General features: G+C 69.6%; 1 protein-coding gene (cut by a window edge). It reads left to right on the top strand.

Annotated features, from left to right (window positions below):
- Positions 1–24 precede the first annotated feature (24 nt).
- A protein-coding gene (locus OG205_RS19270; protein WP_330277615.1) for an SDR family NAD(P)-dependent oxidoreductase crosses the window boundary here: on the top strand, positions 25–7,944 show its 5' portion. The gene runs 21,792 nt beyond the window's last position; the window shows 7,920 of its 29,712 coding nt (coding positions 1–7,920); its start codon is at positions 25–27; the stop codon falls past the right edge of the window.

The raw sequence follows: 7,944 nt of genomic DNA, 5'->3' as shown, positions 1-7,944 counted from the left end.
CGGGCGATCCGAGAAGGAAGCGCGATGACCACCTCTGCTAACCAGTACGTCGAGGCTCTGCGGTCGTCACTGAAGGAGATCGACCGGCTGCGCAAGCAGAACCAGCAGCTGATCGCGGCAGCGGCGGAACCGATCGCGATCGTGGGCATCGGCTGCCGGTACCCCGGAGGGGTGGCCTCGCCCGAGGATCTGTGGCAGGTCGTCGCACAGGGCAGGGACGTGATCGGCGGATTCCCCGCCGATCGCGGCTGGGACGTCACCGACCTCGACTCCGCCACCATCGAAGGTGGTTTCCTCGAAGACCCGGCGTCGTTCGACGCCGGGTTCTTCGGCATCTCGCCCCGCGAAGCCGTCGTCATGGACCCGCAGCAGCGCCTCCTGCTCGAAACCGCCTGGGAGGCCCTGGAACGCGCGGGCGTGAACGCGCAGTCGTTGCGCGGCACCAAGACCGGTGTGTTCATGGGCACGACCTCGCAGGACTACGCCGATCTGCTCTCGCGCTCGGGCGAGGACGTCGGCCTGTACGCCACGACCGCGTTCGCCGCTTCCGTTCTCTCCGGCCGCATCTCCTACCTGCTAGGACTGGAAGGCCCTGCTGTCACCGTCGACACGGCTTGCTCTTCTTCCCTGGTGGCACTGCACCTCGCTTCCTCCGCTCTGCGCGCCGGCGAGTGCGACCTGGCGCTCGCCGGTGGTGTCGCGGTCATGACGACGCCCGCCGGTTTCGCCGCCTTCACCTCGCAGGGCGGGCTCGCCGGAAACGGGCGCTGCAAGGCGTTCTCGGACGACGCGGACGGCACCGGCTGGTCCGAAGGCATCGGCGTGCTGGTGCTGAAGCGACTGTCCGACGCGCAGCGCGCCGGCGACAAGATCCTCGCCGTGGTCCGCGGTTCCGCCGTCAACCAGGACGGCGCGTCGAACGGCCTGACCGCGCCGAACGGGCCGTCGCAGCAGCGCGTCATCCGCCAGGCACTGCAGAACGGTGGCCTCTCACCGTCCGATGTGGACGCCGTCGAGGCACACGGCACCGGCACCACGCTGGGCGACCCGATCGAGGCGCAGGCCATCCTCTCGGTGTACGGGCAGGACCGCGCCGAGCCGCTCTACCTCGGGTCGATCAAGTCCAACATCGGTCACCCCCAGGGTGCCGCCGGTGTCGCCGGTGTGATCAAGGTCGTCATGGCTCTGCAGAACGGACTGCTGCCCCAGTCCCTGCACCTCGGCACGCCCTCCACCCAGGTCGACTGGACCAAGGGCAACGTGTCGCTGCTGCACGACGCGCGGCCGTGGCCCTCGGTCGACCGCCCGCTGCGTGCCGGTGTGTCCGCGTTCGGTGTCTCGGGCACGAACGCGCACGTGATCCTCGAACAGGCTCCTGCGCTGGTCGTCGAAGGCGCTCCCGTCGTGTCCGCTCCCGCTGTGCTGCCGTGGGTTCTGTCCGGTCGCACCGCGGCTGCCCTGGATGCGCAACGGGATCGGCTGCAGGCGGTCGTGGACTCCCTGTCGCCGCTGGACATCGCGTTCACCCTGGCGACGGCGCGGGCGTCGTTCGAGCAGCGTGCCGTGGTGCTGCCGGACGGCGCCGAGCTCGCCCGCGGAGTGGCCGCCGACGAGACCACGCTCGCGTTCCTGTTCTCCGGCCAGGGATCCCAGCGTCTCGGCATGGGCCGTGAGCTGCACGCCCGGTTCCCCGTGTTCGCCGCCGCGTTCGACGCCGCTCTGGATCACCTCGACCCCGCTCTGCATTCGGTGATGTGGGGCGACGACCCCGCCGCGCTGGGCCAGACCCGCTACACGCAGCCCGCGTTGTTCGCCTTCGAAGTCGCCATGTTCCGCTTGCTGGAGTCGTTCGGACTCGTGCCGGAGCAGGTGGCGGGCCACTCGATCGGTGAGATCGCGGCCGCGCACGTCGCCGGGGTGTTCTCGCTGGAGGACGCCTGCACGCTGGTGACCGCGCGCGCCTCGCTGATGCAGGCGCTTCCGGCCGGTGGCGTGATGATCGCCGTGCAGGCCACGGAGGACGAGGTCCTCCCGCTCCTCACCGACGGCGTCTCGATCGCCGCGATCAACGGCCCAGCGTCGCTGGTCATCGCCGGTGTGGAAGACGAAGCCAATAGGATTGTTGAACAACTCAACGATCCTACGTCTGACGCGCCGCGCAAGGTCAAACAGCTGCAGGTCAGCCACGCGTTCCACTCGCCGCTGATGGAGCCGATGCTGAACGACTTCCGCGCGGCGATCTCCGGAATTTCGTTCAACAACCCCTCCATTCCCCTGGCGGCTCGTGGGATTGTTGAACAATCCGAGTACTGGGTTCGGCACGTTCGCGACGCCGTGCGGTTCCACGACACCGTGACCGCACTGGGTGACAAGACGTTCGTCGAGGTCGGCCCGGACGGCGTGCTCGCCGCGATGGTCGACGACGCGATCCCGACCGCGCGCAAGGACCGCGGCGAGGAGCTGGCGCTCGTGACGGCGCTGGCGCGGCTGCACGTCGCGGGCGCTCCCGTGGACTGGACCCGGTTGTTCGAGGGATCCGGGGCGCAGAAGGCGGACCTGCCGACGTACGCGTTCCAGCGGCAGCGGTTCTGGCCGCGCCCGAAGACGCAGTCCGGCGACGTGCGCGGCGCCGGGCTCGGCTCGGTCGGTCACCCGCTGCTCGGCGCGGCCGTGGAACTGGCGGGCTCGTCGGGCCACCTGTTCACGTCCCGGTTGTCGCTGGCGACGCACCCGTGGCTCGCCGATCACGTCGTGATGGGACGGGTTCTGTTCGCCGGCACCGCTTTCCTGGAGCTCGCCGTTCGCGCCGCGGACGAGGTCGGCTGCGACCGCGTCGAGGAACTCACGCTCGCCGCGCCGCTCGTGCTGACGCCGGACACCGCCGCCCAGGTGCAGGTCTCCGTCGGCGCGGCCGACTCCGAGGGCAGGCGCAGCGTCGCGATCTTCTCGCGGGCCGAGGGTTCCGTTGACCTGCCTTGGCTCCAACACGCTTCCGGTGTGCTCGGCTCGGGCACCAACGCGGTCTCGTTCGACGCCTCGGTGTGGCCGCCCGCCGGTGCCGAGTCCGTCGACATCGCCGGGTCGTACGAGCGCTTCACCGACATGGGCTTCGACTACGGCCCGGTTTTCCAGGGCCTGCAGGCGGTCTGGCGTGGCGGCGACGGTGTCGTCTATGCCGAGGTGGCGCTGCCCGAGGGCGTCGACGGCGGCGCGTTCGGGCTGCACCCGGCGTTGCTGGACGCCGGTATGCACGCCGCCGGGTTCGGTGACCTCGGCTCGATCAGCCGAGGCGGGCTGCCGTTCTCCTGGCAGGGCGTGTCGCTGCACGCGTCGGGCGCTTCCGCGGTGCGGGTGCGGTTGTCGCGCGGCGAGGACGGCTCGCTGGAGATCGCCGTCGCCGACGCGACCGGCGCACCCGTTGCGTCCGTCGAGGCTCTGCAGACGCGACCGGTTCCCGTGGACGAACTGGGGTCCGGGATCGAGCGCGACTCGTTGTTCCGCATCGAGTGGGCACCCGTCGAGCTGCCGTCCGGGTTCGCTGAGCAGACCGTCGCGGTGCTCGGACCGGACGTGCTGTCGCTGGCCGCCGGTCCCGTCGTGTCCGAGTTGACGGACGCCGACCTGACGCTGGTTCCTCTGGTCGGCACGGATGTTCGCGAGACGTGTGCTCGAGTGCTGTCGCTGATCCAGGAGTTCGTGACGCGGCCTGAAGGTCGGCTGGCGTTCGTGACGCGCGGCGCGGTGGATGGCGACGATCTCGCCGCGGCCGCCGCTCGTGGCCTGGTGCGGTCGGCACAGTCCGAGCACCCAGGCCGTTTTGTGCTGGTGGACCTGGACTTCTCCGATGCCTCCGTGGGCGCGGTGCTGCACGCGTTGACGACCGACGAGCCGGTGCTCGCGATCCGCGACGGTGTTGTTCTCGCCGCCCGCCTTGCCCGTGCCGCGCTGCCCACCTCGCAGTTGTCCTGGTCCGGTCGCGTGCTCATCACCGGTGGCACCGGCGGACTCGGCCAGCTGGTGGCCCGGCATCTCGTTGTGGAGCACGGCGTTCGCGAACTGCTCCTGGTCTCGCGCAGTGGCTCTGCCGACGTCTCGGCGTTGCAGGAGCTCGGCGTGGACGTGATCGTCGAGGCATGCGATGTCTCCGACCGTTCGGCGCTGGAATCGTTGCTGTCGTGGCACTCCGTTGGAGGCGTCGTGCACACGGCCGCGGTGCTGGACGACGGTGTCGTCGAATCGCTGACGCCGGAGCGCATCGCCGTGGTGCTGGGCCCGAAGGCAGACGCGGCGCTGCACCTGCACGAGCTGCTGCCTGACGTGCCTTTCGTGCTGTTCTCGTCGGCCGCGGGCACGTTCGGCGGAGCCGGGCAGGCGAACTACGCCGCTGCCAACGCTTTCGTCGACGCTCTCGCCCGCGTGCGCCGCGCATCCGGGCAGCACGCTGTCGCGCTGGCGTGGGGCGCCTGGGAGCAGACCTCGGGCATGACCGCCGCGATGTCGGACGCAGACATGCAACGCATCGCCCGGTCCGGCATGCCTCCGCTGAAAGTCGCCGAGGGCTTGGCCCTGTTCGATGCCGGTGCCGCCGGTTCAGACGCTTTCCTGCTGCCACTTCGCCTGGATCTTCCCGCGCTGCGCGCCCAGGGCACGCCGCCGCCGTTGCTGCGTGGCCTGATCAAGACCCCGAAGCGCCGCGCCGCCGCGCAGTCCGTTGCGGCGGAAGGACTTGTCGCCGAACTGTCGCGGCTCGGCTCCGACGCCCGGCTGGAAGCGTTGCTGGGACTGGTCGCCACCGAGGTCGCCGCGGTGCTCGGCCACGGCAGTGCGTCCGAAGTGGACCGGACCCGCACGTTCCAGGGGCTCGGATTTGACTCGCTGACCGCCGTCGAACTGCGCAACCGCCTGACCGCGTCGACCGGCATCCGCCTGCCCGCGACCCTGATCTTCGACTACCCGACCGCCGGCGCCCTCGCCTCCTACCTGATGGATGAACTCTTCGGTGCGGACGTCTTCGTGCCGGAAGCGGTCGCCGCAGCGGTGTCCGACGACCCGATCGTGATCGTCGGCATGGCCTGCCACTACCCGGGCGGCGTGGCGTCGCCGGAAGACCTGTGGCGCCTGGTGTTCGAGGAGCGCGACGGCGTCACCGGCTTCCCGTCGAACCGCGGCTGGGACTTGGACGGACTCTTCGACCCGGACCCGGATGCCGCCGGCAAGACCCACGTGATGCAGGGCGGTTTCCTGCACGACGCCCCGTCGTTCGACCCGGACTTCTTCGGCATGTCGCCGCGAGAGGCGCTCGCCACGGACGTGCAGCACCGGCTGCTGCTGCGGACCGCGTGGGAGGCCTTCGAGCGTGCGGGCATCGACCCAGCTTCCGTTCGTGGCTCCAAAACGGGCGTTTTCGCGGGCGTGATGTCCAACGACTACTCGACTTTGGTGTCAGACGACATCTTCGAGGGCTACCAGGGCACCGGCACCGCGCAAAGCGTTCTGTCCGGCCGTGTCGCCTACACCTTCGGCCTCGAAGGCCCCGCCGTCACCGTCGACACGGCTTGCTCTTCTTCTTTGGTGGCACTGCACCTCGCGTCCTCAGCTCTGCGCAACGGCGAATGCTCACTGGCACTGGCCGGCGGCGTGACCGTCATGTCGACGCCGGGTTCGTTCGTCGCCTTCTCGAAGCAGCGCGGCCTCGCGATGGACGGCCGCTGCAAGTCCTTCGCCGATGCCGCCGACGGCACCGGCTGGGGCGAGGGCGTCGGCCTCCTCGTGCTGGAACGGCAGTCCGACGCGCTGCGCAACGGCCACACCGTGTTGGCGGTCGTGCGAGGTTCGGCGGTCAACCAGGACGGTGCCTCGAACGGCCTGACCGCGCCGAACGGCCCGTCGCAACAGCGCGTGATCCGCTCCGCTCTGGCGTCGGCCGGACTCTCCGTGACCGACGTCGACGTCGTCGAAGCGCACGGCACCGGCACCACCCTGGGCGACCCGATCGAGGCGCAAGCGCTGCTCGCGGTGTACGGCCAGGACCGCGCCGAACCGCTGCTGCTCGGCTCCATCAAGTCGAACATCGGCCACACCCAGGCCGCCGCGGGCGTCGCCGGGATCATCAAGATGGTCCACGCGATGCGCCACGGCGTCGTGCCCGCGACGCTGCACGTCGACCAGCCGTCGACCCACATCGACTGGACCGCCGGCGAGGTCTCCCTGGTCACGGCCGCGACGACATGGCCTTCCGTCGCCCGCCCGCGCCGTGCCGGTGTCTCGTCGTTCGGCGTCTCCGGCACGAACGCGCACGTGATCTTGGAAGCGCCGAGCGCTCCAGAATTGTCAGACCCGGTTGAGATGATTGAGATGGGGGCTCGCAGCCCCCTGGGGGCCAGCCAAGCGGGATCGATTCAGCAGATCGAGGCGGCTCTGGTGTCCGCGCCCCCTGCGGTGCCCGTGCCCTACGTGGTGTCGGCGCGGTCGGCGGACGCGCTGGCCGGGCAGGTCGAGCGGATCAAAGCGTGGCCGGGGGACGCGGCGGACATCGCGTTCTCGATGCTGACCACGCGCGCGTTGTTCGATCACCGGGCCGTGGTGCTCGACGGCGAGGTGCTGGCTCGCGGTGTCGCCGAGGTGGGTGAACTGGCGTTCCTGTTCAGCGGGCAGGGATCGCAGCGGATCGGGATGGGCCGCGGGTTGTACGAGGCGTTCCCCGTGTTCGCCGAGGCGCTCGACGCGGTGCTGGCCAACCTCGATCCGGCCGTCCGCGAGTTCATGTGGGGCGACGACCAGGAAGCGCTCAACCAGACCGGGGTCGCGCAGCCCGCGCTGTTCGCGTTCCAGGTCGCGCTGTACCGGCTGTTCGAGTTCTACGGCGTGAAGCCCAGTCGCATCGCGGGTCACTCCATCGGCGAGATCGCCGCCGCACACGTTGCCGGTGTGTTCAGCCTCGAAGACGCCTGTCAGCTCGTGACGGCGCGTGCGTCGCTCATGCAGGCGTTGCCGGTCGGTGGCGCCATGGTGTCCGTGGTCGCTTCCGAGAAAAAGGTGCGCGAGCACCTGACCGATGGCGTGTCCATCGCGGTGGTCAACGGGCCTCGGTCTGTGGTGATCGCCGGCGTCGAAGAAGAAGTGCTCGCCATCGCGCAGAAGTGGAAGAACAAGCGACTCAAGGTGTCGCATGCGTTCCACTCGCCGTTGATGGAGCCGATGCTGGAGGACTTCCGCGACGCGATCAGCGGGCTGACGTTCCACGAGCCTGTCGTCGGAATGTCGACATCCGGCGATGTCGCCACTGTCGACTACTGGGTGAACCACGTCCGCGACACCGTTCGCTTCTACGACAACGTCACCGCGCTGGGTGACGTCAAGTTCGTGGAGATCGGGCCGGACGGCGTGCTGTCCGCGATGGTGGACGGCTGTGTGCCCGCGGTGCGGCGCAACGTTGACGAGGTCAAGTCAATGTTGACGGCATTGAGTCGAATCAATGTTGACGGCGTCAATGTTGATTGGAACAGGTTCTGTCAACATGGTCGGAAGATCGACCTGCCGACTTACGCGTTCGAGCAGCGAACGTTCTGGCCGGAGGTGTCCACGCGCTCGGATGTTCGGTCTGCCGGTCTCGGGGCGGTCGGGCATCCGCTGCTCGGCGCCGCCGTCGAGCTCGCCGGAGGAGAGGGCCTGCTGTTCACGAGCAGGTTGTCGCTGCGCACACACCCGTGGCTGCGGGACCACTCGCTGCACGGCAAGGTCCTCGTGCCGGGCGCGGCACTCGTCGAGCTTGCGTTGCGTACCGCGGACGAGGCGGGCCTCGACCGTGTGGACGAGCTGACGATCGCGGCGCCGCTCGTGTTGCCCGAGTCAGGTGCCGTTCAGGTGCAGATCCGGGTCGGTGGGGACGGTGACCGGCGGGCGGTGGCGATCCACAGCCGTCCCGAGGACAGCGACCTGCCGTGG

The sequence above is a fragment of the Lentzea sp. NBC_00516 genome (assembly GCF_036346835.1).
Lineage (GTDB): Bacteria > Actinomycetota > Actinomycetes > Mycobacteriales > Pseudonocardiaceae > Lentzea > Lentzea sokolovensis.
Note: the sequence above shows the minus strand (reverse complement) of the source record. Positions and strands in the feature narration are given on the sequence as shown.